This window comes from Janthinobacterium sp. RA13, assembly GCF_000745325.1.
Classification (GTDB): domain Bacteria; phylum Pseudomonadota; class Gammaproteobacteria; order Burkholderiales; family Burkholderiaceae_D; genus Janthinobacterium; species Janthinobacterium rivuli.
The window spans coordinates 2,521,744-2,546,624 of record NZ_JQNP01000001.1 but is presented as its reverse complement, the minus strand read 5'-3'; the positions used below and the strand labels follow the sequence as shown (position 1 = coordinate 2,546,624).

General features: G+C 58.8%; 33 protein-coding genes. 4 read left to right on the top strand and 29 right to left on the bottom strand.

Annotated features, from left to right (window positions below; translation table 11 throughout):
- Nucleotides 1–34: 34 nt before the first annotated feature.
- The 5 genes from FG13_RS11250 to FG13_RS11230 all read right to left on the bottom strand — a co-directional run bounded on the left by FG13_RS11250 (nucleotide 35) and on the right by FG13_RS11230 (nucleotide 1,459).
- A complete protein-coding gene (locus FG13_RS11250; RefSeq protein WP_035820915.1) occupies nucleotides 35–436 on the bottom strand; it encodes a hypothetical protein in 402 nt (133 codons plus the stop codon).
- Between the two features lie 119 nt (nucleotides 437–555).
- The gene (locus FG13_RS11245; RefSeq protein WP_035820913.1) at nucleotides 556–819 is read right to left on the bottom strand and encodes an ogr/Delta-like zinc finger family protein; all 264 of its coding nucleotides are present in this window, start codon (nucleotides 817–819) and stop codon (nucleotides 556–558) included.
- Nucleotides 816–1,004, bottom strand: a complete 189-nt coding sequence (locus tag FG13_RS11240; RefSeq protein ID WP_035820911.1) for a hypothetical protein — start codon at nucleotides 1,002–1,004, stop codon at nucleotides 816–818. The genes FG13_RS11245 and FG13_RS11240 overlap by 4 nt, the downstream gene beginning before the upstream one ends.
- Before the next feature lie 37 nt (nucleotides 1,005–1,041).
- On the bottom strand, nucleotides 1,042–1,245 hold the full coding sequence (locus tag FG13_RS11235) for a hypothetical protein (protein ID WP_035820909.1): 204 nt from the start codon (nucleotides 1,243–1,245) through the stop codon (nucleotides 1,042–1,044).
- A 10-nt stretch (nucleotides 1,246–1,255) separates the two neighbouring features.
- Nucleotides 1,256–1,459, bottom strand: coding sequence for a hypothetical protein (locus tag FG13_RS11230; protein WP_035820908.1), 204 nt, complete (start codon nucleotides 1,457–1,459; stop codon nucleotides 1,256–1,258).
- A gap of 82 nt (nucleotides 1,460–1,541) precedes the next feature.
- On the opposite strand from FG13_RS11230, the gene FG13_RS11225 reads away from it, so the two are divergent.
- The 4 genes from FG13_RS11225 to FG13_RS30040 all read left to right on the top strand — a co-directional run bounded on the left by FG13_RS11225 (nucleotide 1,542) and on the right by FG13_RS30040 (nucleotide 6,036).
- Complete coding sequence (locus tag FG13_RS11225) at nucleotides 1,542–1,985, top strand: helix-turn-helix domain-containing protein (protein ID WP_035820906.1); 444 nt, start codon at nucleotides 1,542–1,544, stop codon at nucleotides 1,983–1,985.
- Nucleotides 1,986–2,334: 349 nt separating this feature from the next.
- Nucleotides 2,335–3,651, top strand: coding sequence for an AAA family ATPase (locus tag FG13_RS11220; protein ID WP_035820904.1), 1,317 nt, complete (start codon nucleotides 2,335–2,337; stop codon nucleotides 3,649–3,651).
- On the top strand, nucleotides 3,648–4,307 hold the full coding sequence (locus tag FG13_RS30045) for a hypothetical protein (RefSeq protein ID WP_035820901.1): 660 nt from the start codon (nucleotides 3,648–3,650) through the stop codon (nucleotides 4,305–4,307). The genes FG13_RS11220 and FG13_RS30045 overlap by 4 nt, the downstream gene beginning before the upstream one ends.
- Before the next feature lie 409 nt (nucleotides 4,308–4,716).
- Nucleotides 4,717–6,036, top strand: a complete 1,320-nt coding sequence (locus FG13_RS30040; RefSeq protein ID WP_152598748.1) for a M48 family metalloprotease — start codon at nucleotides 4,717–4,719, stop codon at nucleotides 6,034–6,036.
- Nucleotides 6,037–6,243: 207 nt separating this feature from the next.
- On the opposite strand, the gene FG13_RS11205 is transcribed toward FG13_RS30040, so the two are convergent.
- The 24 genes from FG13_RS11205 to FG13_RS11095 form a co-directional block, all read right to left on the bottom strand.
- Nucleotides 6,244–7,491: a phage late control D family protein gene (locus FG13_RS11205; RefSeq protein WP_035820899.1), complete on the bottom strand. Its 1,248-nt coding sequence runs from the start codon at nucleotides 7,489–7,491 to the stop codon at nucleotides 6,244–6,246.
- On the bottom strand, nucleotides 7,488–8,096 hold the full coding sequence (locus FG13_RS11200; RefSeq protein WP_035820897.1) for a phage tail protein: 609 nt from the start codon (nucleotides 8,094–8,096) through the stop codon (nucleotides 7,488–7,490). The genes FG13_RS11205 and FG13_RS11200 overlap by 4 nt, the downstream gene beginning before the upstream one ends.
- A 14-nt stretch (nucleotides 8,097–8,110) precedes the next feature.
- Nucleotides 8,111–11,197, bottom strand: coding sequence for a phage tail tape measure protein (locus FG13_RS11195; RefSeq protein WP_035820895.1), 3,087 nt, complete (start codon nucleotides 11,195–11,197; stop codon nucleotides 8,111–8,113).
- On the bottom strand, nucleotides 11,198–11,311 hold the full coding sequence (locus FG13_RS29425; RefSeq protein ID WP_071650284.1) for a GpE family phage tail protein: 114 nt from the start codon (nucleotides 11,309–11,311) through the stop codon (nucleotides 11,198–11,200). It lies immediately after the preceding gene.
- An 8-nt stretch (nucleotides 11,312–11,319) separates the two neighbouring features.
- Entirely contained in the window at nucleotides 11,320–11,628 is a 309-nt protein-coding gene (locus FG13_RS11190) for a phage tail assembly protein (RefSeq protein ID WP_035820893.1), read from the bottom strand.
- A 37-nt stretch (nucleotides 11,629–11,665) separates the two neighbouring features.
- Complete coding sequence (locus FG13_RS11185; protein WP_035820891.1) at nucleotides 11,666–12,175, bottom strand: phage major tail tube protein; 510 nt, start codon at nucleotides 12,173–12,175, stop codon at nucleotides 11,666–11,668.
- Between the two features lie 58 nt (nucleotides 12,176–12,233).
- On the bottom strand, nucleotides 12,234–13,409 hold the full coding sequence (locus tag FG13_RS11180) for a phage tail sheath protein (RefSeq protein WP_035820888.1): 1,176 nt from the start codon (nucleotides 13,407–13,409) through the stop codon (nucleotides 12,234–12,236).
- A 30-nt stretch (nucleotides 13,410–13,439) separates the two neighbouring features.
- Nucleotides 13,440–13,973 (bottom strand): hypothetical protein, encoded by a 534-nt coding sequence (locus FG13_RS11175; RefSeq protein ID WP_035820886.1) that lies wholly within the window; start codon nucleotides 13,971–13,973, stop codon nucleotides 13,440–13,442.
- Between the two features lie 2 nt (nucleotides 13,974–13,975).
- Nucleotides 13,976–15,643, bottom strand: coding sequence for a phage tail protein (locus tag FG13_RS28945; protein ID WP_051958915.1), 1,668 nt, complete (start codon nucleotides 15,641–15,643; stop codon nucleotides 13,976–13,978).
- Entirely contained in the window at nucleotides 15,640–16,260 is a 621-nt protein-coding gene (locus FG13_RS11165; protein ID WP_200880270.1) for a phage tail protein I, read from the bottom strand. Before FG13_RS11165 ends, FG13_RS28945 begins: the two co-directional genes overlap by 4 nt.
- Nucleotides 16,253–17,164: a baseplate assembly protein gene (locus FG13_RS11160; RefSeq protein ID WP_035820884.1), complete on the bottom strand. Its 912-nt coding sequence runs from the start codon at nucleotides 17,162–17,164 to the stop codon at nucleotides 16,253–16,255. The genes FG13_RS11165 and FG13_RS11160 overlap by 8 nt, the downstream gene beginning before the upstream one ends.
- Nucleotides 17,161–17,505, bottom strand: a complete 345-nt coding sequence (locus FG13_RS11155) for a GPW/gp25 family protein (RefSeq protein WP_035820881.1) — start codon at nucleotides 17,503–17,505, stop codon at nucleotides 17,161–17,163. Before FG13_RS11155 ends, FG13_RS11160 begins: the two co-directional genes overlap by 4 nt.
- On the bottom strand, nucleotides 17,502–18,164 hold the full coding sequence (locus FG13_RS11150) for a phage baseplate assembly protein V (protein ID WP_035820879.1): 663 nt from the start codon (nucleotides 18,162–18,164) through the stop codon (nucleotides 17,502–17,504). Before FG13_RS11150 ends, FG13_RS11155 begins: the two co-directional genes overlap by 4 nt.
- Before the next feature lie 143 nt (nucleotides 18,165–18,307).
- On the bottom strand, nucleotides 18,308–18,796 hold the full coding sequence (locus tag FG13_RS11145; RefSeq protein ID WP_035820877.1) for a hypothetical protein: 489 nt from the start codon (nucleotides 18,794–18,796) through the stop codon (nucleotides 18,308–18,310).
- Nucleotides 18,797–19,008: 212 nt separating this feature from the next.
- Nucleotides 19,009–19,473, bottom strand: coding sequence for a phage virion morphogenesis protein (locus FG13_RS11140; RefSeq protein ID WP_035820875.1), 465 nt, complete (start codon nucleotides 19,471–19,473; stop codon nucleotides 19,009–19,011).
- On the bottom strand, nucleotides 19,470–19,958 hold the full coding sequence (locus tag FG13_RS11135) for a phage tail protein (RefSeq protein WP_035820873.1): 489 nt from the start codon (nucleotides 19,956–19,958) through the stop codon (nucleotides 19,470–19,472). The genes FG13_RS11140 and FG13_RS11135 overlap by 4 nt, the downstream gene beginning before the upstream one ends.
- On the bottom strand, nucleotides 19,942–20,454 hold the full coding sequence (locus tag FG13_RS11130; protein WP_035820869.1) for a lysis system i-spanin subunit Rz: 513 nt from the start codon (nucleotides 20,452–20,454) through the stop codon (nucleotides 19,942–19,944). The genes FG13_RS11135 and FG13_RS11130 overlap by 17 nt, the downstream gene beginning before the upstream one ends.
- The gene (locus FG13_RS11125) at nucleotides 20,451–21,011 is read right to left on the bottom strand and encodes a glycoside hydrolase family 108 protein (protein WP_051958913.1); all 561 of its coding nucleotides are present in this window, start codon (nucleotides 21,009–21,011) and stop codon (nucleotides 20,451–20,453) included. Before FG13_RS11125 ends, FG13_RS11130 begins: the two co-directional genes overlap by 4 nt.
- The gene (locus tag FG13_RS11120; protein WP_035820867.1) at nucleotides 21,011–21,382 is read right to left on the bottom strand and encodes a hypothetical protein; all 372 of its coding nucleotides are present in this window, start codon (nucleotides 21,380–21,382) and stop codon (nucleotides 21,011–21,013) included. The genes FG13_RS11125 and FG13_RS11120 overlap by 1 nt, the downstream gene beginning before the upstream one ends.
- A 64-nt stretch (nucleotides 21,383–21,446) precedes the next feature.
- Nucleotides 21,447–21,662, bottom strand: a complete 216-nt coding sequence (locus FG13_RS11115) for a tail protein X (RefSeq protein ID WP_035820863.1) — start codon at nucleotides 21,660–21,662, stop codon at nucleotides 21,447–21,449.
- Nucleotides 21,662–22,165: a head completion/stabilization protein gene (locus FG13_RS11110; RefSeq protein WP_035820861.1), complete on the bottom strand. Its 504-nt coding sequence runs from the start codon at nucleotides 22,163–22,165 to the stop codon at nucleotides 21,662–21,664. Before FG13_RS11110 ends, FG13_RS11115 begins: the two co-directional genes overlap by 1 nt.
- Before the next feature lie 95 nt (nucleotides 22,166–22,260).
- Nucleotides 22,261–22,977: a phage terminase small subunit gene (gene gpM, locus FG13_RS11105; protein WP_035820858.1), complete on the bottom strand. Its 717-nt coding sequence runs from the start codon at nucleotides 22,975–22,977 to the stop codon at nucleotides 22,261–22,263.
- Nucleotides 22,977–23,996 carry a phage major capsid protein, P2 family gene (locus FG13_RS11100; protein ID WP_035820855.1) on the bottom strand — a complete coding sequence of 340 codons (1,020 nt, stop codon included), beginning with the start codon at nucleotides 23,994–23,996 and terminating at the stop codon, nucleotides 22,977–22,979. The genes gpM and FG13_RS11100 overlap by 1 nt, the downstream gene beginning before the upstream one ends.
- Before the next feature lie 47 nt (nucleotides 23,997–24,043).
- Nucleotides 24,044–24,832: a GPO family capsid scaffolding protein gene (locus FG13_RS11095; protein ID WP_152598746.1), complete on the bottom strand. Its 789-nt coding sequence runs from the start codon at nucleotides 24,830–24,832 to the stop codon at nucleotides 24,044–24,046.
- Between the last annotated feature and the right edge of the window lie 49 nt (nucleotides 24,833–24,881).

Below are 24,881 nucleotides of genomic sequence, written 5' to 3'. Positions count from 1 at the left end.
AGCCAGATGCCGCAGGTTTTGGTCAGGCGCAGCATCAACGTGCCCCTGGCTTGAGAAAATGCTCTGCCCAGTAGGGGAGCGTGTGCGATGCGCCGCAGCAGTGCCGGGAGCCCGCTTCAGTGGCGAAAATGTAGTTCACCTCGATGGGCAGCTTGCCGACCAGGGCGCGTTGCTTGGCTGGCGCGAAAAAGCCGTCACGCTCCAGTGCCTGCGCATCGCTGACGATGAAGGTTAGATTGGCAGCGCCGTAGGCGTGATAGGTTTTGGCAATCTCATGGATGTGGGCGGTCAGCGCCGCGATGCCGATGCCCGCGCTGGCTTGCAGCAGAAAACACGTTGGCGCCACGGGGACAATACAATTTTGCAAGGTCAGGCGGATCGTGCTTGATGCCGTGGATTTGTCGGCATGACTGGTGGCGTGCAGCGTGTTTTCCATCGGTTTTCCTTATTTCAGGTTGAACGAATCCCGCACGCTCAAAAAGGAGCGCTGCAGGGCACAGCAAAAGAGGGGGTTACAGCGGCCGGATTACGGCGGCGCGAGGATAGGGATAGTCATCAGCAGCCCGCAGTCAGGTCCAGGGCCAGCTGATTGGTGGCCGCCGCGCGCGCATGCTGGGACATCGGGATGCGGATATCCGGCTTGGGCATGGCGGATAGCGAGAGGGTGCGTAGCACTTCCAGGCCTGCCACGAAGGAGTGCCCGCAGTCAGGGTTCTGGCACATGTAGGTGATTTCCTTGAACATGGCGGACATCGTGCGGCTTTTGACGGCGCGGACGGTGTATTCGCAATGCGGGCAGGGCAGGCCGATGACTCTCATTTCAGCTTTCTTTCCACTTGGTACAGGGCGCGACCGCGACCCGTCATGTTTTTTGACTGCTTGCGTAAGCGCGATTTGACGAGCCATTCAGCCGCCTGATCGATACTTGCCAGCCCCTGGCGTTGACGCACGAGTTCCAGCACCGCGCGCTCTTCGTCATTGAGGTTAATTTGATGGTCTGGCATTTTCTGTAACTTTAGAGTTGCTCAAAAGTGACTCGGTTTAAACGCTGCGACGCTGTACGCTGTCGATGGTGGCGTCATCCAAGGCGATCACGGCTAGGGCTTCACGCATCACGATCTGGCGCACCAGTACCGCAAGCTCTTCGCCCTGATAGTTGGCGATCGAGGAAACGAGCTGGTGCTCGTAATCGTCCAGGCGCAGCATGACGCGGTGGCTGCGGATACGTTTTGCATCGGGGTACATGACGTTGTCCTTAGTGGGTGGGTTTGGATGCGAGTTCGCGCTTGTAGTCGGCGAGGCCGCGCAGGATCAGGAAACGTAGAAACCATGCACGGGAGCGCTCAAGTTTCTCGGCGTAGCCTTCGACTTCATTCACCTCGTCCGATGTCAGACGGACGCCAAGGGGCTTAGTCGTGACGCCCTTTGTAGTGCGCCTCGCTATGGATACGTTTTTCATAATGTTATGATCTGTAATCGCTATGGTATGGCATAACTATAGCTCTCAAATGAGAGCATTGTAAAGAAGAATTTGCGCACAAATGAGATCAATTGGTGAAATACTAAAAGAAGAGCGTCAACGGCTGGGCATGAATCAAGAAGATTTTGCTGCCGTCGGCGGGCTGAAGCGACGCGCACAAACGCTGTATGAGCAAGACGAGCGTGCCCCGGATGCGCTTTACTTACGAGCGTTGGCTGGGATCGGCGTTGATGTCCACTACATACTTACGGGTGAGAGATTGCAATCAGCCGTTACCTCGGATGAGCGAGAGTTGTTGGATGGTTATCGAAGTATGGACGTTCGCGGGAAAGCAGGCGTACTTGGGATGATTGGCGGCATGCGCTCGCCAACGTCCCCAGCATCCCAAGTAGGGAATACTCCACACGTTGAAACCCACGGCAAGATTGGGCAAAATTTTGTAGGGAACATCATTGGGCCGCAGACTTTTAATGTGGCCGGCAGCGGACGAAAAAAGGAAAAATAGTCTGCAAATGATTCACCTTCTTATGCATATTGTAATTGCTGCTTGTTTGTCCTGCATGATTTTCAGCAGATGCGACCCCAGAACATGAGCGCTTAGGGCGGGCGGGCTAGGCGGCTCCTTTTTGCACCATATAGTATCGTCTGTGAACGGCAGCCAAACCTGACGTTCAATTTGATATTAATTGAATTACAAAAATATAGTTGACGTTGAGATGGAAGAACTGATCTCGATATTACACTGTAGACGCCTCTTGCCGGGGCGTAGAACTCGCAGGTGCGCATGGCCTCATCGCCGCGCATTTCGTAGCATATAATGCTTGAATTGCACTCCAAATGGCTACTAAATCTATATGCTGAAACATCTCGCGCTTACTAACGTCGGTCCTGCCAACACGTTGGAAATGAATTTAAGCCCACGTTTAAATCTGATTACAGGTGATAACGGGTTGGGTAAGAGCTTCCTTTTGGATGTTACTTGGTGGGCACTTACACGACGTTGGCCTCAAGAAGTCAATCAAAACCTCACCTCTGGGTACGTGGCAAAGCCGAACGACAAGGAGGTGCCCGCAAGCATTGAGTTCAGTTTAGATTCAAAAACTCGAACAGTTTCTTACACTAGTCGCTATTCCCCTCGTGACGAAGCGTGGTTAGGCAAGAGTGGAAGACCTTGGAATCCAGGATTGGTAATTTATGCACATGCTGACGGTGGATTTTCTGTTTGGGATCCAGCGCGAAATTATTGGCTAAAACGCGGAAATGTTGATGTGCAAGAAAGAATTCCCGCATATGTTTTCACTCCCCAGCAAGTATGGGATGGTTTGACTGTTGATTTAAATGGTAAAGATGCACGAGTTTGCAACGGATTAATCGCGGACTGGGCTGGCTGGATTCGTGAAAAGGGGATAAGTGCAAAGAGGATGCAAACCCTGTTAAACAATCTAGCCCCGTCCGACGCACCGTCGGATCAACTAAAAGTTGCTCCTTCACTTGGCCGCTTGTCCTTAAATGATTCTCGAGATGTTCCAATGCTTCGAACCCCTTACGGTGTCGATGTGCCGATTGTTTCGGCATCTTCGGGCGTAAAGAGGATAGTTGCACTCGCTTACATGTTGATGTGGTCGTGGAATGAACACAGATTGGCAGTGAAAGAATTGGGTGAAGAAAGGGCGACCCAAGTAACTTTGCTTGTTGATGAAATCGAGGCGCACCTTCACCCGAAATGGCAACGCTCCATCCTACGATCAGTTCTGGATCTTGCTAAAGTAATGCATGCACAGGCATCAGTGCAGCTCATCGCTGCGACTCATTCGCCCATGATATTAGCTTCGGCCGAGCCTCTGTTCAATGCGAAGACCGATGCTTGGTTTGATCTTGACCTGGTTAAGGGAAAGGGAACCGCAATGCATGTTGAGCTTTCGCAAAGAGAATTTGTTAGACGTGGCGATATTTCACATTGGTTAACAAGTAACGCGTTTGACTTTAAGGAAGCTCGTTCCCTCGAGGCAGAAAAAGCCATAGGAGATGCGTTCAAATTAATCCGAGGAAAGTCCAAGAACGAAGTGGATATTCTACGGGTAAATAAGCAACTTCGTGACGCTCTTGGGGAGGTTGATCGATTCTGGCTACGTTGGGAAGAATATCGTCAGTCGATCAGAGGCGCTAAATGATGCCAGTGAGTCCGGCTGTCAAGCCTCCTACATTTGATACTAACGTTAAAATTCCCGGTTTAAGAGCCATCTCGGAAATGGTAGGGCAAGTTCCAAATCCGCCCAGGACAGCTGGACGGCCGTTCAAGAAGATTGCTAAGGCAAAAAAAAACATTCCTAGCGCAGCATTTCCCGCATATTGGACAGAGGCGTTGAATGATTTAATGAGTGCTTATCAGCAAAGTTGTGCTTACTCGGGATTTCGCATTCATCCTGTTACTGGAGCGCGTTCGGCTGATCATATGATCGCCAAGTCTAAGTCATGGCGCCATGTTTATGAATGGAGTAATTATAGACTAGCCTGTAGTATGCTTAATTCTCGAAAGAATAATTTTTCCGATGTGTTGGATCCTTTTAAAATTAAGCCGGGGTGGTTCGTGTTGAACTTGGTAACTTTTGAAATTGAATCCGGCAGCGGATTGGGAAAACCAATCACTGCGAAAATTGAGGAAACCATTAAACGACTGGGACTTAATAATTTCAGGCACGTGCGCGAAGAATATACTGAGGAATATTTAAAGAATGGTATTTCTATTGGGGTTTTGAAGAAAGAGGCTCCATATATCGCGTTTGAGCTTTCTCGTCAAAAGAAGCTGAAGGCTGGTGATATTTATTGATTCACAAAGATAAAGATCAGTCTCTTTTTTTTGCTTGGAATATTTTAACTGATTCCCTATAAGGCGCTTGCTGTTGCCCCCTCCGCCTTGGTTGCACAGCTTAGATTGGTGACGGGGTCAGGTCTGTCATTCGGACACGATCTCAGCCTTGGCGTATAGACTCACAGCAAACCGCCATGTACTAATTGTCAATACGGCACGACTAACTATGCTGCTTATGCGTATTGACGCTGAGCTTACGCAGAGACTTCAGCTTGGGGATTCGCATAGCTGGGTCTGTGTCGCAATGGCAGACCTGACCTTCAAACCCCTTAAACCCCTCAAACCCCTCAAACCCCTCAAACCCATTATGTTTCGCAATGGCAGACCTAACCCTTAAACCCATTAATTATAAAAAATGAAAGATAGCTTGGAAGATATTTTCAAGAATTACTTCGGAATCAATGTGGAAAAGGTGTTCGCACATTTCGAAATAATCTCACGTGATAAAGATGCTGAAGGATTCGACTATATTAGAAATCTATATTTGCATAATCTTGCAACTCATCCGCTTAGAGAGCAAGCAGCTAAAAAGCTCTATGTTGGTGAAAATATTATAATTCATTTGCATATTACGTTTCCGCGTGCGGATATTTCAAATATAAAGCCTGAAAGTTCTTTTTATTATCCGATATGCACTATAGAGGAAATAAAAAGGATCGAAGAGCCGAAGACTGCGGCGGACTATCTTTTAAAAATACGAGCCGATGCCATTGCGAAAAATTCACGTATCGCTAGAATATTTTTTTCTAGAATGACGAAAGAAACAGAGGCATGGTCTTTAAGTGGATATTACGATAGATATTATTTTGATAAATATATTGATAGGCTTCCAGAAGCAGAGGCGAAAAAATGCCTGAACATTCCAGCAGGTTTTGTACTTAATTGCGAACCCAATGGAGCATGCATTAAAAGTGAGTTTGGGAAAGTTATTGTCATATCAGAGGCCTTGCGTCATTTTCTGTACTATATGAATGTATTCGCACATCATGCAAATTTTGATTTTGATTTTGATGATGCTATTTCTTGCCTTTTTATTGCGATTAGAACGATGCTCCAGACAGAGGCCCCAGATTTTGACATTGATCCACGTGGCGAAGTTCCTGGAGTAGTGCATAATTATTGTACCAACGTGACCGAGGATCAACTGCAGTTTATTATTGGGCACGAATATGCACACCTACTTCTCGGTCACCTAGAAGACGATGCGGCAATGGCTCCAGTTGGCGAAATATTAAATATTTTTTCAGTCGATGAGGTTTCAAAGTATTACACTCCACGGCAGCAGCAAGAATTCGATGCGGATTTTGGAAGTTTAATGCACGCTGACTTTTCGGAAAATGAACGCATACGAATTCTAAATGGCGCCACATTGTTCTTTTTGTACCTAGATCTTTATTACACAGTATCCGATTATATTAATCCATCATTCGGCGGTGTGAAGACACATCCTGATCCTGTTGAACGTATATGGGCATTGCGCAAATCAATATTCGCTGAGATTGAGATCGAATCAGATAATATTTTTAGTGATAAAGATGTTCTTGATTGGATTGATTTTTTTAAGGGTTTAAAGATTAGGTTGCATGAGGATATTCTTCCCTATCATATCGAGGACTTGGAGAAATATAGTTCTACATATTTGCGAAGCCGTGGAGTTGTTGAGAAAGTTGACCGATTTGATTTTTAGTCAAAGCAAGGAGTTTTTGAAAAAACTGTAGTTTTTTAAATTTTCCGAGATTCTGGGGGGAATTGTTAATATTTAATTTCAACTGGTGACAACCCCATCAAAGCCTAAGTCTTTTTTTTGGGGACTTAAGGTGCTGGTTTCAGATGCTAAATTGGCTTGCCAGTCACATAGGAAAATTGGGAGGGTTCCGTGCTCGTTGTTCTCCCTTCATCGCTCAGGTTTTCTAGATTCCTCGTCATTTTCGCGAATAATTTCCCGCACTTCCTCAATGTGCCTCCACGCATGCAGCGCCGCCCGCTTCGCGGCCTGCCTGCTCTTGTAAGTGTGCTCCAGCGTCTTGAGCGTACCCGTGGTGCCGGCCTGCTCCTGCCCCGACTTTTTCTTTTTCGCCGCCACGTCCTTCCACTTCGCCACCACGCCCGTCACGCCTTCGTCCGGGTCTTTCTCGTCCTCGCGCTCGGCCTCAACCGCTTCCGTTTTCGTTTCAAACTCCACGCGCGTGGTAAAGCCGCTGCCGCCCAAGCTGTGCGTGACCTTGACCGATAGCCATTCGGTGGCGTCGATCTCGGGCTTGAAGCCGTTCACCGTCACGGGTGATTGCGGGAACACGGTCGGGTTGCCCAGGGCCAGGCTCATTTCAAAGGTGGCCAGGCCGCGCAGGATGCGCTGCCATTCGGCCACGGCCGCCGCGCGCGCGTCCGTTTCGTTGGCGAAGGTGGTGCGCAGGCGCTTGCTGTTGCCGGGTACGCCGGCCACCACGCTGCGGCGGCGCGCGTAGCGCTCGTCGTGCCAGAAGGCGCGCACGCCCGTGTAGGCGTCGCTTTCGGCGCTGTGGTAGCGGTGGCCGTCGCCCAGGGCGCGCGTGATGGGGATGACGGGCAGCGCCTTGCCGCTGGCGGTGCGGCTCTGGTTGATAGGGATGAAGAGCAGGGTGTCATTTTTCACGGTGGCCACCGCGTCGTATTTCCTGCCCAGCCGGCGCAGGAAGGCCGCATCGCTTTCGTGGGTCTGGTCGATGTGCTCGATGGCGGTATCGCGCAGGCGCGCCGATACGCCCGACGCCAGCTCGTTGCGAAAGGCGATGGCCTCGATGATGGCGCCCAGGGTGGTCTTGTGAAAGCTGTGTTCCTGCTGTTGCTTGAAAGTGTCGATCAGGTTGGCCGACCTGGCGCGCAGGGTGATGGTGTCGGGCGCGCCGCTGTGCTCCACCTCGTCGACGGTGAACTTGCCCATGTCCACCAGGCCAGATGACTGCCAGCCCAGCGCCAGGGCGATCTGCGCGCCGCGCGGCGGTAGGGCCAGCTTGCCGTCGCTGTCGTCCAGGGAAATGTCGAGCTGGTCGCTCTCGTCGCCACGGCACAGGGTCAAGGTCAGATTGATCAGCCGCGGCGAGACGATGGCCGTCAAATCCTTGTCCTCGATGCTGACCTTGAAGGCGGGGATATGCTCGCTCATTTGAACTTGTCCGCCGCGCTGCCGATGGCGCCGCTGATGCTGCCGCCGATCTTGTCTTTCATTTCGCTGACCACGCCGCCGTATTTCGACGTGATGCCGCCGACGACATTGCCCACCACGCTGCCCACGGCATTTTTGGCCGCGCCGGCAATGCTGCTGGTCATACCGTCGATGCTGAGCATGTTTTTCAGGTCGCCGATATCGCCCAGGCCAAGCATGGTCAGCACGCCGTCGTCGTCGCGCTTGAGCGCAATCGAGAACTCGACGCGGCGCGCGCCGCCGCTGCCGTCCAGGATGCTGCGGCCTTCCGTCATGCTGGTGATGCGGTACGAGCCGAGAATGCGGCCCGTGCCCTGGATCAAAATCCACGATTTACCGGTGTCCGCCATCATCCGCAGGGCATCGAGCGAATACAGCGAGCCGGTCAGTTCCGGCGCCACCCAGCCCGACAGGGTGATGGTGTCATCGCCTGGCCCTACATACTGGTGCGCGTCGCGCAGGCCCACGCGGGCCGTGCTGGCGTGCTTCCATTCCGTTTGCCGCTGCAGCTCGTGATAGGCCAGCGTCGGCAGGCTGAACACGAACATTCCTAAAATCATCATCATGGTGTGCTTCTTTCTTAATCGTGGTCGCGCAGGGACGAGCGGATGCGTGCCGCCTTTTCGCGGTCGCGCTGATCGAGCGCCGCGCTTACCGCGCGCGCGATGGCCTGGGGATCGGTGCCGGCCTGCACGTTGAAAGTGATTTCGATCTTGTCTCCCTGGATCGTCATGCCGGCGCCGAACCCACCCTGGGACAGCGGGGTGCGCGTGTCGAAGGCGCTGGCGGGCAGGGCGGTGGCCGTGCCGATGGCGATGCCGGCGCCCAATTGCGTCAGGCGCTGCGCCAGGCCGGATACCTTGGCAATCGGCGCGCCCTCGCTGCGATCCAGGCCCACGGCCAGGCCCTGCATGGTGTAGTCGCCGAGCTGGGAAAACACGCGGCTCGGGCTGTGGATGCCCAGCTTTTCCTTGAACCAGGCAATGGTGCTGGAACCGGCATTGCTGATGGCGTCCTTGACGGCGCCCATAGATCCGGTGATGCCGTTGACCAGGCCGCGCAGGATGTTGGCGCCGAACTCCGTGAACTGGGCCGGCAGCTTGATGCCGAACCAGCTCAACACGCCCGCGAACGCCTGGTAAAACACGCCCACCGGCGACCAGTTGATAATCAGGGCAGTGATGCTGCCCATGCCGCCGGCGCAGACGGTTCGCAGGCGTGACCAGATATCGGCAAAGAAGGCGGCGATAGGCGCCCAGGACGCGGTGATGCGCTGCAGGATGCTGGCGCCGAAGTCGGTGAACTTGGCCGGTAGCGCGATGCCGAACCAGCCCAGCACGCCCGCGAAGGCGCGATAGAACAGGCCGAGTGGCGACCAGTTGACGATCAGGGCGCTGACGCCGCCGATGCCGCCGGCAAAGGCGGTCTTGATCTGCGACCAGATGCCGGTAAAGAAGCCGGCCAGCGGTGCCAGCCCCTTGGCGAAGCGGCCCCGGATGCCGGCCGCAAAGTCGGTGAACCTGGCCGGCAGCGCAACACCGAACCAGCCCAGCACGCCCGCGAAGGCACGATAGAACAGGCCCAGCGGCGACCAGTCGGCGATCAGGCTATTGATGCCGGTAAAGCCGCCAGCAAACGCCGCCTTGACGTCTGACCATAGGGCGCCAAAGAAACCCTTGATCGGCTCCCAGTATTTGTAGATCAGGAAGGCGGCGCCGGCAATGACCGTGATGGCGATGCCAATCGGATTCATCAGAAGAGCGCGGCCCAGCCACAGCACGGCCCGGCCCGCCCACATGAAGGCGCCGCCCAGCTTGCGCAGGATGGGCGTGAGCACGCCGCCCGTCACGCCCATCTTGGCGAACATGACGTGCAGCATGGCATACGGGCCGATCATGGCGGCAATGCCCAGCATCAGCGGGCCGAGCACCAGCAGCAGGCCGGCCAGCACGGCAAAGGCGGTAATCATGACCTTGGCCACGGCCGGGTTGCGTTCCATGAAGCCATTCAGGCGCTGCACGGCGGCAATCGCCATTTCCAGCCCCTGCGCGTATAGCGGCAAGATTTTTTCGCCCATGGTGAGCTTGAGGTTGGCCAGCTTGGATTGCGCTTCCAGTTCCTTGCCGGCGGCCGAGTCGCGGCCCAGCTTGTCCAGCTGGCCGATATCGGCGGCGCCACGGTTGAGCTTTTCGTTCTTGTGGATTTGCGCACGCTGCAGGTACATCTGCGAATACAGGTTCGACGCCGTGCGGTTGGAAAAGATGCTGCCGATGGCGTCGAGCACCTGGTTCTTGTCTTTGATGCCTTTCTTGGCCAGTTGCGGCAACAGCACCTTTTCCATCCATTCGAACTGGTTTTCGCGGAACAGCTCGGAACCCAGCAGCGCACCGGGATCGAGGAATGCAATTTGCCCGGCCTTATCTGGCGTGACCTTGCTTTTGTCGCCGATCAGGCCGAACTCTTCCAGCTTGCGGGCCGAGCGCTTGGTGGTGCGGCCCTGGTACAAGTTCTGGTAGGCGCTCATCAGGGACGTGCCGACGCGGTTGCCGCTCATTTCCTGCACCAGCGGTTCCATCTGGTAATAAAAGGCGTCATCTTTCAAACCCTTGGCGGCGATACCGCCCGTCTTGATCATGTTCAGCCATTCATTCGGGCCGACGCGCCCGCCCGTGGCGGTGATGACTTGCTGCACGATATTGGCCTGGGCTTCAAATTTTTCCTTGCTCTCCAGGCCGCCGCGCAGTTCGATGACCTTGAGCATGTCCATGAACTTGCGTTCGTTGTCGGCGCCCTCGGCCTCGCCAAAGAAGGCGTGATTGGCAAACTTCATCTTGGCCAAGGTAGGGGCGACCATTTCTGCGTGGTGCACGTCGGCAAAGGCGCTCATGCCGTCACGCATCAACTGCAGGTTGTCGAGCTGGCTGGTGCCGTAGGTCTTCATATTGCGCGCGAAAGCGACGGCCTCGGCTGATACCTTGTCGCCCAGGCCCAGGGCGTTGACCCTGCCGACTTCCGTTTGATAGTGCTTGGCCTCGTTCAGTCCCTTGACGACGGGCGCGCCGATGACGGCGCCTGTGGCGGTGGCGCCCGCGCCGGCCATGGCCAGGTTGCCCGCTTTGTTGCGCAGCTGGTCGGCATGCTGGGTGGCGTTGGTGACGCGCTGTTGCTTGGCGGCGGAGGCGGCCAGGCGCTTTTGTTGCGAAGCCAGCTCAACGTTCGTCAGCTGGATGCTGTTTTTTAACCATTCCTGCGCCTTGCCCAGTTGGCGCGTGTCGATGCCGGCTTCCTTGAGGCTGTTACGCAGGACGCGGAATTGCTGGCTTTGTTCGCGGCCTTTCAGCGTCAATGCCTGCGTGACTTTGACTGCCGCGTTAAATTCGCGCGTCAGGGCGCGCGTGGGCGTCGTGGTCTGCTTCATTTTCGCAGCAAGATCATTCAGTTTGTCCTGCGCTTCCTTGAGCTTGGTACGCGTCGCATTGATACCGCTATGCAGTTCGCGGAATTTCCCCAAGTTTCTCTGCTGGGTGTTCAGCTCGCGCAAACGGTCACTGGTCGCTTTCAACGCCTTGGCCGTGTCGCTGGAGCCGCCCATGATCTTTTTCAGCGGGCCGGTGATCTTGTCCAGTGCCGCAAATACCACCTGTAACTTCAAATCCCGACCAGCCATCTATTCCGCTCCGCTTCGCTGCCGGGCGCGTTCGCGCCAGGCCATCAGTTCATCTATCGTAAAGCCGTCCATCGCTGCCGGCGTCCAGTGGAAGACGCCGGCAATGTCGGCCATGGCGTCTTCTACTTCGCCGGGGATACCGAAAGGCGATCGGCTTTGTTCGCCAAAAAACCGGCAACCTCGACGCCCACGGCCAGCAGGTCGGCCGGGTCCATATTGGCGATGTCGTGCGCCGTCAAGGTCGGCTCGGTGATGCGCGGCAGCACGATCTGCAGGGCCGACACGTTCAGGTTGGCCAGCTCGATCAGGGAAATGCCGCGCAGGGCGCCCGCCTTGGGCTTGCGCACGGTCAGCGAGTTGATGAAGGTGTCGCCGCGCTTGATTGGTTCGTCCAGCTCGATGACGGCTTGGTTGTTGTTTTCGGTGTTCATGGTGTTGTCCTTGTGTGTGGGTAGTGAATAAAAATGGTTACAGGCCGATGGCCTGGCGGATGGCCGCATTGGTGTCGCCGCCACCGAAGTTCTCGGTGCCGCTCATGAAGTCCAGCTCGATGACGGTGGCGCCGTCGATCATCAGCTTGTAATAGCTGCACGCCATGGTGTATTTGTGGGTGGTGTCGTCGCCCATCTTGGCGCCGCCCATATCGATTTCCTTGTAACGGCCGCGCACGACGACCTCGACGGCGGCAACCGTGCCGTCATCGTCTTCCTGGTAGGCGCCGGCAAAGCGCAGTTGCACGGCGCCGTGCGCGTGGGCGCCGTACTGTTTCAGGGCTTCGGCGATCAGGCCGCCGCCGCTCCATTCCAGCGACAGCGCCTCATTGCCGAAGTCGACGGACACGGGGCCGCTCATGCCGCCGGCGCGGTACTCTTCCATCTTGCGGCTGAGTTTGGGCAAGGTGACTTCGGGCACCATGCCCATGAAGGACACGCCGTTCTGGAACAGGTTGAAGTTTTTCAGTTTGCGGGGCAGGCCCATAATTTCTCCAGTATTTCAATGCGCCCGCGCAGGCGCGGGCAGGGTGGTGATTGAACGGTTAGGCGGCGATGCGTGAGGCGAAGTCGGCCAGGTAGCGGTCGGTAATGCGCTGCTGGAATTTCAGGTTTTCCAGCGGCGGCACGGGCGTGTAGTCGTAGTCGATGGCCAGCTTGCCGTCTTTCAGCGCCGTCTTGTCGTTGTATTGCTCGTCATACCAGGCGTGGCCGTCGATGATGTAGCCCTGCAATTTCAAGTCGCGGAACTTGGCGTTGATGCTTTCCAGCAGATCGCGCACCAGGGACGGATGCAAGGGCACGTCGACATAGGCGAAATGCGCCTCGGCGATGGTATCGGCCAGCACCTGGGCCGTGCGCGTGTAGCTCTCAAAGTAGAAGAAGCCGCCCGGTTCCTCGCAGGTACGCGAACCCCAAAAGCGGTAACCGCCCATATTAATCAGGGTGGTGACTTCCTTGGCGTTGAGCACACCGGCGTCGGTGGCCGGGTCTTGCAAGTCGAAAAACACGTCCTTGGTGATGCCGGTCGGGCCGTTGACGACCACATTCGACAAAGTCTTGTGCCAGCCCGTTTCCTCGTCGATCTTGGCGCGCAGGCCCATGGCGTAGGCCACGGCCGAAATGCTGGCCTCTTCGTCGGTGGCGGTATCCCAGTTCACAAAATCCGGCCAGATCATCATCACTTCGCGCTGGCCGAACTGGCCGCGATAGGCGGTGGCCGCCGTGACGGTGGCGCAGCCATAGGCCGAGGCATACACGAAGGCGCGCAGGCGCTGTGCCACGCCGGCCAGGGCATTGGTGACGGCCTGGGTGTCCAGCCCCGGCGCGCCCAGGATGCGGGGTTTCACGCCCAGCTTGCTTTGCGCCGCAAGCAGTGCCTTGGCGCCCAGGTATTTGCCATCGGGCGACACGCCGCCCACGGCATTGCTGGTGGTTTCCGCTTCCGTTTCGCCTTCGGCCACGCGCACCACGACGGTCAGCGGTTTGGTCTGCTCGGCAATCGCCGCCAAGCTGCGGTACAAGGTGCCCGTCTTGCCGGCCTTGCCCATGGCGGCCAGCACGTTGGTAACGAGCACGGGCGTGTCGAGCGGAAACGCGGTCGGGTCGGCGTCGCCAGCCGTGGCGATCAGGCCCAGCACGGCCGTGGAAACGGTGCGGATCGGGCGCGAACCCTCGTTGATTTCAATGACGCGCACGCCATGGTGGTAGTCGGTGGCCATGTGGCTCTCCTGGTAGGTGGTGAATGGGCGTTACTGGGTGGATGCCGTGCCTGCGGTGTCATCGAAGGCACGCCGCGCCTCGCCGGACAGGGTGGCCGCGATGCGCGCGTATTCGGCGTTGACGGCTGCTTGCAGCGCCTCGATGTCCTGCGCTGCGGCAACCATCGGGCAGATGGTGATGTCGAGCAGCCAGGCGCGCGCCGTGGAAATGGCTTGCACGGTGCCGGCGTCGCCGTCGGCCATGGCGGCAAAGCCGATGCCGGCCAGGCGGTTCAGGATGGCGTCGCGCGTCTGGCGCAGGCTGGCCAGGTAGGGCGCTGCCAGCACGGCAAACGGTGCCGGCGGGGCGGCGGTGATTTTCCACTTTCCGCCAGCGGTCTGGCGGATGGAGGCGCACGCGGCGATGGCGTCGCGCAGGCGCGCTTCGTCTTCCGGCGATACCTCAACGGCATCATCTGGCCAGGTGCCTGCGGCATCGTAGTCGGCACGCATTTGCTCTGGATAGAAGCCGCGCGTGGTGTTTGAAAAGTACATGGTGGACTCGTTTTCGATAATAGACGTCATGTTCAGTTGCCAATCGCGCGCCAGCTGAGAACGTCGGGAACGGCAGTCACGCCGTTGGAGTTGGAAACCCACGCGCCGGTGCGTGAGAGTGTTTTGTCTGTCGTGCGACCGCTGAAACCAGCCGACGACAGTTCATTCATGCACTGCACCGATATGGATCGGCAGGCATTCGGGAAGGCGATGGGAAACGTCAGGTTCGGGGTGAACGGGGCCATGCTGGCGGACCCGGAGATGGTTCCCCATTGTTCGATATCGCCATTCGGAAGGCGCCGCCAATTTCTTAATACGCCAAGCTCGCCAGCAAAATCAGCGTTGCGCCACAGCTCTGCAGTTGAATCGATGACTTGCCATGTATCCGCCGCGATAGCGACCAACGATACTGACTGGCCGAACTTCACGAGTATTGATGTGATGTTTGCAACGTCATAGCGAAGAAAGGCATTGGCGGCCGGGACGACGGTGCCATCGATCTTGTTGAAGCCAAAGAAGGTGACCTTGCGGCCGATGATCTGACCGGTGCCGAGACTGTCGGGGCGAGGCAGGGTCGCCAATACGGAGCCGTTGCTGAAATAGAAAGCCTTGCCAAAATCGGCGGCGACCAGCGCGCGCGAATTAGGAAAAGCCGAAATACCTGAAAGGTTCCCCAATTCCTGCTGCACAAACTCAGCATTGGCCAGCTTTTTAGACGCGTCAAATTTTGGCAGCGTTGCTACTTCCTTCATGCTGTATTGCGGATGCGGGTCGGCGGCAGCCTGGTGCTTGGCCAGTTGCTGATCGCCATAGGCGCGTGCGCTGGTGTCCTGTTGATCGACGTAGGCGACCTTGGCCAGGAGAGGGTGCGGGTCGGCAGCCGCCTGGTGCTTGGCCAGTTGCTGGTCGCCATAGGCGCGTGCGCTGGTGTCTTGCTGATCGACATAGGCGACCTTTGCCAAGAGCGGGTGCGGATCGGCAGCGGCCATGTGTCCGGCCAGACGTTGTGCCGCGTCGGCAGTGACATTTCTGTCTTGTTGATCGACATAGGCGACCTTGGCCAGTAGCGGGTGCGGGTCGGCGGCAGCTTGGTGCTTGGCCAGTTGCTGATCGGCGTAAATGGCGACTTTGCCGTCTTGTTGATCGACGTAGGAGAGTTTGGCCAGGAGCGGGTGCGGGTCGGCAGCCGCCAGATGCTTGGCCAGTTGTGCGTCGCTGTAGGCGCGCACGGTAATGTCCTGGTCATCGACATATTTACGGGTGGCCAGGATGACAGACGGGTCGATTTTCAGCTCGATGGCAGCCGTGCTGGCGACGATCAGCACGATGCGCACCACTTGCGTGCGCCCGCTACCCTCGGCCATCAATGGCTTGTAGCTGGGCGGGCAGTTGGCCACGGCGCACAAGTCGCCGGCCTCGTCGTAGATGCCGATTTCGCGTATCCACCAGCCGCCCACGTCCTCGGGCAGCACCTGCTCGACGATGATCTGGCTGGTGTTGGTCGGGTCGATGGTCAGCTGGTTCAGGCCGGCGCGGCGCACCTCGCGCACCAGCGCCTTTTGCGTGCGCACGGGCATGGGCAGATTGCCGTTGCCGTCGCCTACGGCGAGGTTTTTCAGTTTCAGGGTTTGACCCAGGGCGATGGCGTTGGCCAGCTTGGCCTCGCCCACTTCGGTCAGGATGGCAAAGTATGTGCTCATGGATAGATGGTCAAGGTGTCGATGGTATGGGATGCGCCGGCCTGCAACAGCGTGCCGCGCACTTCGATGGTTTCCGCGATCCAGGGATACACGGTCATGGCGTCGCCGTAGTAGGCGCAAGCGCCCGCGTAGATGCTGCCGCGACTTTCCAGATAAATGGCCAGGCCCGTCATGTGGCGACTGACGGGCTTGGCGTCGGCAATCAGGCGTTCCATTTCCTGAAACATGGCATCCGTGATGCCCGTATCCAGCACGCCGACATCGAGGCGGAAGGTGCCCGGCACGCCCGGCGGCGTGGTCTGCCACCATTCGGTGATGCGAATCAGGTAGCCCAGGGACTCGACCACGCGGCGCACGGCGGCAATCGTGCCCTTGTGCTTGTGGATGAAATAGGCCGCCTTGATCGCGCCGCGCTTGGTCGATTCGGGCCAGGCGTCGTCCCAGCGGTCCACGGAACAGGCCCAGGCCAGGAACGGCAGTAAGTTGACCGGGCAGCGGTCGGCATTCCACAGGTCGCGCAGCGGCACGGGCACGTTGACCAGCTCGGCGCAGGCCACGGCAATGGCGCGCTCCAGCGCCGTGGTGTTGGACGGCAGGGTCGGCACGGTCTTATTCATCGAGTACCACCACATTCAACTTGATGGCGGTGCAGCGCGCGGCCTGGGTGGCGTTCAGTTCAATATCCGCCGCCGGGCTGGTCAAGACGACCTTGCGCACGCCCTCGACGTGCACGGCGGCGCTGCAGGCGGAACGATAGATGCTGTGCCCCAGCGGGCGGCGCGGCTGCGACACGCGCACGGCGTTGGCGTGCGCGGCGTCCAGCAGAATCGGCACTTCCGGGCCGACGCCGATAAACAAGGTGGCCTCGATCTGGTAGTCGATGACCTGGGCGGCTTGTACCGTCAGGCGGTCGCCCAAGGGGCGCACGTCCTCGGCGTTGAGTGCGCGCGCCACGGTGGCCAGCAGCGCGGCGTCGGCGATGCCTGTGTCGTTGTTGGCCAGCACCGTGACGATGACGTGCGCTGGCGAAGGGCTGGTGGCGCTTGCGTCCTTGACGCGGCCGTCGCTGCTGCGGGCGTGGAATTCATACGACGCTTTCGGGCCGGCCACGGACAGGCCGTCCGGCGCTTCCTGGATGCGCAGGCGGTAGGCGTCGTTGTCTTCCATGACGGCGGCCACGGGCGGCAGGGCGTTGGGATTGGCCGGCGTGATGACCAGGCGCGCCACGTTGACGTTGGCGCCCAGCTGGTCCAGGTCGCCGTCCAGGGCAAACGCCAGCATGACGGCCTTGCCCGCCTCGTTGACGCGGTTGCGCAGGATGGTTTCCTGATACGCGTTTTCTTCCAGCAGCTTGGTGGCCGGTTCCGATTCCAGCTCCAGCAGGGCCGTGACAGCCGCGCGCTCGGCTTCCGGCAGCAGGCTCACCAGGTGGGCTTTGCGGGTGGCGAGGATGGCTTCGAAGTCCAGCACCTCGACCACGCTCGGTGCCGGCAATTGGGTCAGGTCGATGGGCGTGCTCATAAAGCGCCCCCTTGCTTGACGGGCACGGACAAGGTGATGCCCTGGCCATTCGCCGTGCCATCGAGCAGCAGGGCGATGGCGCCGTCCGTATCGCGCGTGAGCTGCACGTTGGCGAGCTGCAAACGCGGCTCCCAGCGGCGCAGGGCAAAGGCGGTGGCCGCGTAGATGCGCAACTGCGTCGCGCTGTTCAGGGGCTGGTCGATCAGCTCGGGCACTTCGGAACCATAGCGGCGGCGCCGGATGCGTGAACCCATCGGCGTGGTGAGAATGTCGGTAACCGACTGGCGCAGGTGGCCCAGGCCCGTCAGGCTGCGCCCGGTGGCGGCGTGCATGCCCATCATGGCAATGGCCCTTCTGACTGGTCGTCACCTTGTTTGACGCCACCGTGCGGATGCTTGGCCAGGCTGATGGCGCCGGCCAGCACGTCGTCGCTGGCTTTGATCGTCCCTTGCACGGCCATGGCCACGCCGCCAGCGGCGCCGGCCTTGGCGTTCACGCCGCCGTTCAGGGTGGTGGCGCCGTTGACGGTGGCCATTTGCATGACGATCAAGTTTTTCATGACGGTCAGGTCGCCCGTGCAAATGGTGCTCGGTGCGTTCGATGTCACCTTGTCGGCGGTGATGGTGGCCGTGCCGCCGGGCAGCGTGGCCGTCAGTGCGTGGGCGGCGTGGTCGTACTGCACCACGGCGCCATCGGGGTAGTGCGTGGTGTGGACGGTGGGGCTGGACTCGGGCGCGTCAAATTCCTGCGAGTACAGCGCTGGCAAGATGATGCCGCGCGTCAGGTCGCCGCCGGGGGAAAGGACAATCACCTGTTCGCCGACCGTGGGCACCGACCAAGTGCGCGTGCTGCCGGCGCGCGGCGTGGCCCAGTTCAGCCATTCGGTGGTGAGTGTCGGCCCCAGCCGCACGCGCGCCTTGGCCCCTTTGACCTCGGCAATGGTGCCCAGGCGGATCAGGTTTTGCAGCAAGCGGAGGAGGTCGGACAGGTCGGCGTTCATGCAGTGCATGTTGCCGAAGTCCGCGTGCGGATGCACGCGGGGGCGGGTTGTTATAGGGATTAACGACCACAGTATTGTTAGGTATTTATTTCGGTTTAACCAATTTGATAAATGATGGCGTAGTTGGATGGCGAGAATTTATGTTAGTTGTGAATCTTGTAAATTAAAAGGAGCAAAAATAAACCAATTGTAGGCATAATGATCCAAGATATTGCTCTAAGGAAGGGCATTTTACTGTCGCCTACATAATTTTTTATGCCACAGTAGAGATATGCAACTATCGTTATAACTAAAGAGGAAACTATGCTGTAGTATATGAATTCAGTGTTTTTTCGAAACATGGTCGGCATTAATGCTATAGCAGCTAATATAATGAACATCAGGCCAGTCCAGAAATTTCTCTGAACATCCATTTCATTGGGTGAGTCTGTTTCTTGAGGGGCGATGGCTTCTTTTTCTAATAGGTTGAAAACTCCCCTTCCAGCATATATTGCTCCCCACGACGCTAGAGTAAAAGAGAAGTAGGTGAGTACATCGTAAATTTCGGTTTTGTAAAGAAACATTCCAGCTATTGGGCTCAATATTAAGATGCAGATTGCTGCTAGATAGGCGTCAGCTTTTTTTAATGGCATGTCTTTTCCTTTTTTGATAATTTCTTTGAGTTTTTGGTGGGTGAAATTAATGGTGGTGTTGTACTGTATATGTATGTAAATTAAATTAAATAAGTTATTTATTATTGCTTATTTTTGCATGTTCGAAGAATAGGTGAAAATATTGCATCGATTAATTTAGTGTGACTCTACCGGATTTAAAAGCCGATGTCAGTAATTTTTATTTTTCAGTTCTATGGCTGAATGTGCCGCAGCAAGGATTCGCGTATCAATGTCTGATCCGGCTCACTCAAGCCGAGCAGCGGCCGCTCTGGGTATTTGTACACGTGCCCATTTTTTGAAACTTGGTCTTGCCGGCCAAACTGATGCACATGCGCCACGCGCGCCACCCATCCAAAGAAACCGACCTCGATCTGGTCGCCAGTCGCCTTTACTTTCAGGTGCTTGGCGGTACGAATCTTGGCGAACATGGCCGCCTTTTGTCGTTTGATCCGTCCATTCTTCCCCTTGAATTCCTTGCGCCGCTTGCGCGCGGGATAGGCGGCGCCATCCGGCCCCTGCTGCGCCTTGATGCGCTGCGCCTGGCTGCGGCGCAGGTCGATGGCCACCTTGTGATTGATGGCGCGGCGCTGGGCTGGCTGCAGCTTGGCCAGCAGGGCGCCGGCCCAGGCTTCCAGCGCGTGCAGGTCGCCGCTCATGGCGTCGCCTCGGGCGTACGCCATTCGGCCAGCAGGGTCTCGCCGTCATACAGCTTCCAGAACTCGTCCGCGTAGGCCGGCATATGCTGTATCTCGGCCAGGTGCTTGATGTCCAGTCGGCCCGCTTCGCCGGTCTTGACGGTCACACGCTCGGTCAGGTCCAGCTTGATCGAAATATCGACTGTTTCATGATTGTTGAAGTCCACCTCGAACGCGATGCCGTGCTTGCGGGTTTCCTCGTTGGCCATTAGGTCGAGCTGGTGGACTTTCAACCAGGCGATCAGGGCTACTATGATGGCGTCGGCATCGCCCGCGTAGTCGGTGACGATCAGGTTGAGCTTGAAGCGGTATTCGAAGGACAGCGAGGCGGTGGCGGTGGCCACCACGTTCCCTTCATCTGCGAAGACTAGCAGGCGGTCGGGATCGCGTTGCAGGTCGGGGATGGCGGCGGCCAGGTGCTGGCGCAGGCTATTCGGTTTGTACATGGTAGGTGTCTCGTACTAAGTTGTAGGCGTCAATGCAGGCGTTCAGCTGGCGGGTGGCGTCGTCGCCGTCGCCGGCAATGGCGTCAAGAGCTGCCGCAGTCGCCGGGTCAAGTTCGGCGCGCGCTTGGTGCTGATCGCTTGCGGCAGCGGTGGAATTTGCAGTTGCGGCGCACTGGCCGCTGGCGACGGGGATTGACAGGCGCACAGCGCCGCTGCGCACGTCAGCATTGAAACGGTCGCGTTCAGTTTTCGCATGGGTTTGCTCCTGGGTGAGGTGGTCGGCGCGCTGCGCCAGGGCGGCACCGGCCGCGCGCTCCAGCGTCAGCACGCGGGCGGTGGCCTGGGCCAGTGCGGTGGCGGCGGTGGCCTCGTTTGTGGCCGTCTCCCGCTGCAGTTCGGCGATGCAGGCATCCTTGCGCCAGCCCTGCGCCGTCCAGCCCGCCAGGGCGCCACACAGCAGGCAGGCAACCAGCGGGCGCCAGGCGGTCGTGGTCACATGGCCACCCGTTCCTTGATCCAGCCGAACAGAAAACGGCGCTGGGTCTTGTTGGCCTCGGTGATTTCCAGGTAACGCGCCGCCTGCAGACCGTTTAAGGCGCGCAGCAGCACGGCGGCGCCATCCTGGCCGCGCCATTTCAGGAAAGCGGCCAGCGCGCCCAGCGACTGCGTGCCCAGGCGGCCGTCGACGAACAGGGCGGGATAGCGTGCGCCCGTGTCGTTGAAACCGTTCAGCCAGCGCTGCAGGAACTCGGCCGCGCGGTGCGGCCCCATGTTGACGCCCGTGTCGATCACTTCGGCGCCGATGCCAGCATGCAGGGCCAGCACCTGATCGAACTTCGGTTCCGTGATGTAACGCGCCGTATAGATGGCGCGCGCCACGGCCACGGGCAGCTCGCGCATCGGGCCTTGATAGCCGTTGGCGCGCGCCACGGCCACGGTGATGCCGTAATTGGTTTCGCCGCCCTTGTCTTGCGGGTCGTTCACGTAGCCGCCTTCGGCGCGCAGGATGGCGTCGATGGTGCGCGCGATCAGTGGGTTGTCGGTGGTGGCCATCAGTGTTCCTTCGCGTCTTTGACCAGCTCGGCGATGTCCTTGTCGCTACGGCGCTGGAACCACAGGGCCACGGCGCGCGATACCCACCAGCCGGGTGCGCCCACGATCAGGTCGATGGCGGAAGCGTTGACCATGGCGCCGATGGCGGGGAGCTGGGCGCACAGCAGCTGGTACACGGTGCCGCCCAGCAGGCACGAGAAGACGCCGGCGCAGGCCAGGCGGGCGACAAACTCGCCCTTGTTGAAGGTGCCGTCGCTATTCAAGGGCGGCAGCACGATGTACAGCATGGCGGCGCCGACCATGCCCAGCGCCGCCTTGAAGCCGTACAGTTTGACCAGGGTGGCGAAACCACCAAACGATTCTGCGGACATTGCTTGATACTCCGAGGTGAGGGGTGAGAGATTTTTCATGAGGGTAAAAAGGTGGATTGCTGCGTTAATCCCATAGCTGCATAAGATCGGCTGCAGCCACCTGGCCCGTGCTGGGGGACGGCTCGGGCAGGGTGACGACCAGGCCGGCCGGCAGCACGGCGCCGTGGCGCGCCAGCGCGGGATTCATTTCCAGGGTTTGCTCGACGTATCCCGCGCCGTCGCCCAGGTAGCGCCACACCAGGGCGTCTACCGTGTCGTGCTGCTGCGTGCGCACCTGCATCAGATCAATTCCACGGTGAGATGCGTGCGCCCGACCATATCGGCGATGGCCCATTGCGCATTGCGCCGCTGCGCGCCTGGCGCCTCGTCGAACCATTCCATGCTTTTCTTGTCGCTGACGGACGTGGCCGTGCTGTCGTAGTCGCGGTAACGCTCGATCAGGTCGGCTTTCGCCGTGCTGTAGACGGCGCGCCGGTACTGCGCCAACAGGCGGGATTCGCGGTTGATGCGCGTGGCCGGCACGTCGACCAGGGCGGCGATACCTGCGGCGGCCTGCTTGCCCTGCCAGTCGGCCAGTTCGCGGTTGACCTGCAAAATGGCATCGACCACGGCTTGCACCAGGCGTGCGTCGGTGACGGTGCCATCGAGGCGCATGGCGTCGCGCATCTCGGCCAGATTGACGTCGGGAAACCAGCCGTCGTTCTCGATGATGCCGGCGGCCGGTGCTGGGGGCGCCGGGGCGGTGCCGGGCGGGATGGACGGGGGCAGGGCCATGAAGGACATACGGGGCGCTTTCAAAATGGGGCGGTGGACGGGGTTCATCAGGCAAATGGATTAGCCAGAATCCCCCCGTGCCGCCGTGCTGCGGGGGATGCTCTTTACGTGGTACCGGCCGCGCGCTTGATGCGCCGCTCCAGCCGTTCCATATCTTTCTTGACACCGCACGACTCGGATAAAGCGCGGGCACGCTTCAACTGGGCCATGGCCGTTTCCGCCTGTGCCACCAGTTCCGGGGCGATGTCGGTATCGTCGGCCTGATCCAGCACGGCGATCATGGCCAGGCCGATGGCCTTGTGCAGCTTGGCGCGCGCCTGGTCGGGCGCGTCGCTGGCGGCCGTCAACTGTTCGACGGTGCCCAGCACCTGGGCCGCGTGCTGCGGATCGCTGGCCAGCTTGCCGTGCAGGAAGCCCTCGGCAAATTCGTCCAGCATCAGGGTGGCGATGTCGCGGCTGTAGGTGTCGGGCAGGGTGAATTTGTGCGCCAAGGCGTATTCGGCCATGACCAGGGCACGGTCGTACTCGCCCGTGTCGATGTGCCACACCAGCAGGGTGGCGAACACGTCATCCTGCGCGCCCTTGCCGCCGGCCAGCACGCCGTCGATCCATTGCGCGTAATCCGGCAGCAAGGTGGCCTTGACCTCGATCTTGCGCTCGACCGACTGGATGGCTTTCAGGCGGCGCCTGTCGTCGGCCAGCTTGTAGAGCATCATTTCGTAGGCTGTCCCGGTGGTCACACCCTGCGGCGCGGCGGCGCCGGCCGTGCGCTCGGCCAGCATGCGCGCGCGGTGGCGCAGGGCAGGGGATTGGGTGGCCATTATTTGTCTTTCAGCTCGATGTTTTCCACCAGCGCGGCCAGGCCCAGGTCTTCGATCACGTAGGCGTCATTGGACGACTCGTAATTTTCGATGCGGTCGCGCTTGGGTTCGTCGAACACGCGGCGGCGGCGCGCGCCGTCCTGGAAGTAGATCGACAGATTGTCGAAGCGCGTAATCAGGATCGCGTTGTCCGGGAAGTAGGGCACGCGCGCCGCCGGCAAGCCGCCGATGCGTTTTTGGCTGATGATGATGTCGGCCGCCAGCGTTTCCGTGGGCGCCTGCTTGGTGTTCACCAGCGGGAAATATTTGTCATTCAGCAGCTTGCGCCCGACGATGGCCACCAGATTGGTGTCTTCCTGATACCACGGATCCAGCAGGTTGACGGCGTCCGTCACGGCCGCGTCCAGGTTGGCATAGTCGGCGCCGTCCACGTCGCCGATGATGACCTTGCCCGGCATGCCAGCGGCCACCAGGCCCAGCACGCGCTCGGGCGCCTGCTCGCGCAGGTGTTGCAGCCAGCCTTTATTGACGTCTTGCAGCAGCGGATTGGCGGCCAGGTCGGTGGTGGCCATCACTTTCACGCCATTGAAGCCGATGACGATGCGATCTAACGCCTGGCGCGTCAGGATGGCATTGGCGACGCGCGATTGAAAGTCCTGAAACTTGGCCCAGGCGTCCAGCTTGGCATAGCTCAAATGCGTGTCGAAGTTCGTTTGCTCGCAGCGGTACTTCGTGCTGTCCATGGTGGACAGGTCGCGCGTTTCGCGTTCCTTATCCTTGGTGTTGGTGCGGCTGGCAATCGGGCCGGAGACGCCCAGACCCAGCTTTTCGCCTTCCTGCTCGCCCACGCCGATGATGTTCACTTTCGACAGGAACTCGCTCGATTCCTGCATCTTGTTTTCCAGCTTCTGCTGCACGCTGGGCGTGACGCTGAAGGTCTTGGCCACGTTGTCCGTGTCGTTCAGTTGGCCCAGGCGGGTTTCATATTGGGAAAATACCTGGCGCGTTTGCTTTTTCATGAATCATTGCTCCGTTGTTGAATGGGGGAAAGAAAGGGCGCGGGCGCTTAAAACTCGGTCTGCACGGCGCCGTCGTTGCCGGTGGCGGCCGGGCGGCGCGGGCCGTTGCCGGGCGCCTCGTCCATCTGCGCCTTGAAGGCGGCCAGTTCGTCCTCGGTCGCTTTCTGCGCCTTTTCCGCGGCATCGAGGCGCTTGAGGGTGTCGGCGTAGTTGTCGTTGGCGGTGACGACGTGGCCGGCCAGCGCCTGCACGGCTTCGTTGATGTCGGCGAACTGCGCCGCGTCGGTGCCGGATTTATTGGAGAAGCGCGACAGCAGGTTTTTCACGGCGTCGGCCAGCTTGATGCCCTGCGGCTCGTCAAATTCCAGCGTCACCTCGATGGCGGACGTGAACAGGTTGGCGCTTTGCTGCTTGCGGCTGGCGGAGAATTTCAGGGCATCGGTGCCCAGGCTGGCGGGGCTGTCGGTGACACCCAGGCCGACCAGGTAGGGCTGCGACGAGTCGGCAAAGTCGGGCTGAATTTCCAGGCTGGTGTACAGCTTTTGTTTCGCCTTGTTGATGGCCACCAGTTCCGGCGTGGGTTCGATCTGCGCGAACAGGGCCAGTTTCTTGCCGCTGTCCGTGTCGACTTCCTCGGCTTTCACGGCGATCACGTCGCCGTAGGCCTTGAATTGGCTGTCGGGCAGGATGCCGCGAATGTGTTCGAGCCAGATGCGCGCGCCGTAGGTCTTCGGGTTGTAGGTGGCGGCGATCTGCTCGATGGTGGCGCGGTCGATGTTGCGGCCGTCGGTGGTGGCGCCTTCGGTGGCGACGCGGAAGAATTGGGATTTAGGCATGGTGGCGTGTCTCGGTTGATCGGATAACGCCATGGTCAACGTCTTGGCG

Bases quoted from the DNA above. Each gene is read 5' to 3' on its own strand.
- FG13_RS11250 (WP_035820915.1), bottom strand. From the start codon at position 436: ATGGAAAACACGCTGCACGCCACCAGTCATGCCGACAAATCCACGGCA.
- FG13_RS11245 (WP_035820913.1), bottom strand. From the start codon at position 819: ATGAGAGTCATCGGCCTGCCCTGCCCGCATTGCGAATACACCGTCCGC.
- FG13_RS11240 (WP_035820911.1), bottom strand. From the start codon at position 1,004: ATGCCAGACCATCAAATTAACCTCAATGACGAAGAGCGCGCGGTGCTG.
- FG13_RS11235 (WP_035820909.1), bottom strand. From the start codon at position 1,245: ATGTACCCCGATGCAAAACGTATCCGCAGCCACCGCGTCATGCTGCGC.
- FG13_RS11230 (WP_035820908.1), bottom strand. From the start codon at position 1,459: ATGAAAAACGTATCCATAGCGAGGCGCACTACAAAGGGCGTCACGACT.
- FG13_RS11225 (WP_035820906.1), top strand. From the start codon at position 1,542: ATGAGATCAATTGGTGAAATACTAAAAGAAGAGCGTCAACGGCTGGGC.
- FG13_RS11220 (WP_035820904.1), top strand. From the start codon at position 2,335: ATGCTGAAACATCTCGCGCTTACTAACGTCGGTCCTGCCAACACGTTG.
- FG13_RS30045 (WP_035820901.1), top strand. From the start codon at position 3,648: ATGATGCCAGTGAGTCCGGCTGTCAAGCCTCCTACATTTGATACTAAC.
- FG13_RS11205 (WP_035820899.1), bottom strand. From the start codon at position 7,491: ATGAGCGAGCATATCCCCGCCTTCAAGGTCAGCATCGAGGACAAGGAT.
- FG13_RS11200 (WP_035820897.1), bottom strand. From the start codon at position 8,096: ATGATGATGATTTTAGGAATGTTCGTGTTCAGCCTGCCGACGCTGGCC.
- FG13_RS11195 (WP_035820895.1), bottom strand. From the start codon at position 11,197: ATGGCTGGTCGGGATTTGAAGTTACAGGTGGTATTTGCGGCACTGGAC.
- FG13_RS29425 (WP_071650284.1), bottom strand. From the start codon at position 11,311: ATGGCCGACATTGCCGGCGTCTTCCACTGGACGCCGGCAGCGATGGAC.
- FG13_RS11190 (WP_035820893.1), bottom strand. From the start codon at position 11,628: ATGAACACCGAAAACAACAACCAAGCCGTCATCGAGCTGGACGAACCA.
- FG13_RS11185 (WP_035820891.1), bottom strand. From the start codon at position 12,175: ATGGGCCTGCCCCGCAAACTGAAAAACTTCAACCTGTTCCAGAACGGC.
- FG13_RS11180 (WP_035820888.1), bottom strand. From the start codon at position 13,409: ATGGCCACCGACTACCACCATGGCGTGCGCGTCATTGAAATCAACGAG.
- FG13_RS11175 (WP_035820886.1), bottom strand. From the start codon at position 13,973: ATGACGTCTATTATCGAAAACGAGTCCACCATGTACTTTTCAAACACC.
- FG13_RS28945 (WP_051958915.1), bottom strand. From the start codon at position 15,643: ATGAGCACATACTTTGCCATCCTGACCGAAGTGGGCGAGGCCAAGCTG.
- FG13_RS11165 (WP_200880270.1), bottom strand. From the start codon at position 16,260: ATGAATAAGACCGTGCCGACCCTGCCGTCCAACACCACGGCGCTGGAG.
- FG13_RS11160 (WP_035820884.1), bottom strand. From the start codon at position 17,164: ATGAGCACGCCCATCGACCTGACCCAATTGCCGGCACCGAGCGTGGTC.
- FG13_RS11155 (WP_035820881.1), bottom strand. From the start codon at position 17,505: ATGATGGGCATGCACGCCGCCACCGGGCGCAGCCTGACGGGCCTGGGC.
- FG13_RS11150 (WP_035820879.1), bottom strand. From the start codon at position 18,164: ATGAACGCCGACCTGTCCGACCTCCTCCGCTTGCTGCAAAACCTGATC.
- FG13_RS11145 (WP_035820877.1), bottom strand. From the start codon at position 18,796: ATGCCATTAAAAAAAGCTGACGCCTATCTAGCAGCAATCTGCATCTTA.
- FG13_RS11140 (WP_035820875.1), bottom strand. From the start codon at position 19,473: ATGAGCGGCGACCTGCACGCGCTGGAAGCCTGGGCCGGCGCCCTGCTG.
- FG13_RS11135 (WP_035820873.1), bottom strand. From the start codon at position 19,958: ATGTACAAACCGAATAGCCTGCGCCAGCACCTGGCCGCCGCCATCCCC.
- FG13_RS11125 (WP_051958913.1), bottom strand. From the start codon at position 21,011: ATGGCCACCACCGACAACCCACTGATCGCGCGCACCATCGACGCCATC.
- FG13_RS11120 (WP_035820867.1), bottom strand. From the start codon at position 21,382: ATGTCCGCAGAATCGTTTGGTGGTTTCGCCACCCTGGTCAAACTGTAC.
- FG13_RS11115 (WP_035820863.1), bottom strand. From the start codon at position 21,662: ATGCAGGTGCGCACGCAGCAGCACGACACGGTAGACGCCCTGGTGTGG.
- FG13_RS11110 (WP_035820861.1), bottom strand. From the start codon at position 22,165: ATGTCCTTCATGGCCCTGCCCCCGTCCATCCCGCCCGGCACCGCCCCG.
- gpM (WP_035820858.1), bottom strand. From the start codon at position 22,977: ATGGCCACCCAATCCCCTGCCCTGCGCCACCGCGCGCGCATGCTGGCC.
- FG13_RS11100 (WP_035820855.1), bottom strand. From the start codon at position 23,996: ATGAAAAAGCAAACGCGCCAGGTATTTTCCCAATATGAAACCCGCCTG.
- FG13_RS11095 (WP_152598746.1), bottom strand. From the start codon at position 24,832: ATGCCTAAATCCCAATTCTTCCGCGTCGCCACCGAAGGCGCCACCACC.